This window comes from Massilia sp. DJPM01 (assembly GCF_030348125.1).
Classification (GTDB): Bacteria; Pseudomonadota; Gammaproteobacteria; order Burkholderiales; family Burkholderiaceae_D; genus Telluria_A; species Telluria_A frigida.
The window spans coordinates 1-520 of record NZ_JAQOZV010000231.1 but is presented as its reverse complement, the minus strand read 5'-3'; the positions used below and the strand labels follow the sequence as shown (position 1 = coordinate 520).

The 520-nt window shown below is 61.7% G+C and carries 1 pseudogene; it reads left to right on the top strand.

The features are described 5' to 3' along the window. Nucleotide 1 precedes the first annotated feature (1 nt). Nucleotides 2-520: pseudogene (locus PO883_RS34825) on the top strand (flagellin); the annotation flags it as partial.

Here is a 520-nt window from a genome sequence, read left to right as displayed (position 1 = left end):
CATGAGCGTCATCAACACCAACACCGCGTCGCTGAATGCACAACGCAACCTGAGCACCTCGGCTTCCGCCCTGTCGACCTCGCTGCAGCGCCTGTCGTCCGGCTTGCGCATCAACAGCGCCAAAGACGATGCCGCCGGCCTGGCCATTTCGGAACGCTTCACCTCCCAGATCCGCGGCCTGGATCAAGCCAAGCGCAATGCCAACGATGGCGTGTCGATGTTGCAAACGGCTGAGGGTTCCCTGCAATCGACGGGCAACATCCTGCAGCGTGTGCGTGAACTGGCTGTGCAGTCCTCGAATGCGACCAACTCGGCCGGCGACCGCAAGGCAATCCAGGCCGAGGTTGGCCAACTGTTGTCGGAAGCCGACCGGATCGCCCAAACCTCGGAATTCAACGGCTTGAAACTGCTCGACGGCAGCTTCGGTACCGCCACCTTCCAGGTCGGCGCGAATGCCGGCCAGACCATCCAGGCCACCACCGCCAACTTCCGTACCAATAACTACGGCAACAACGAAGCT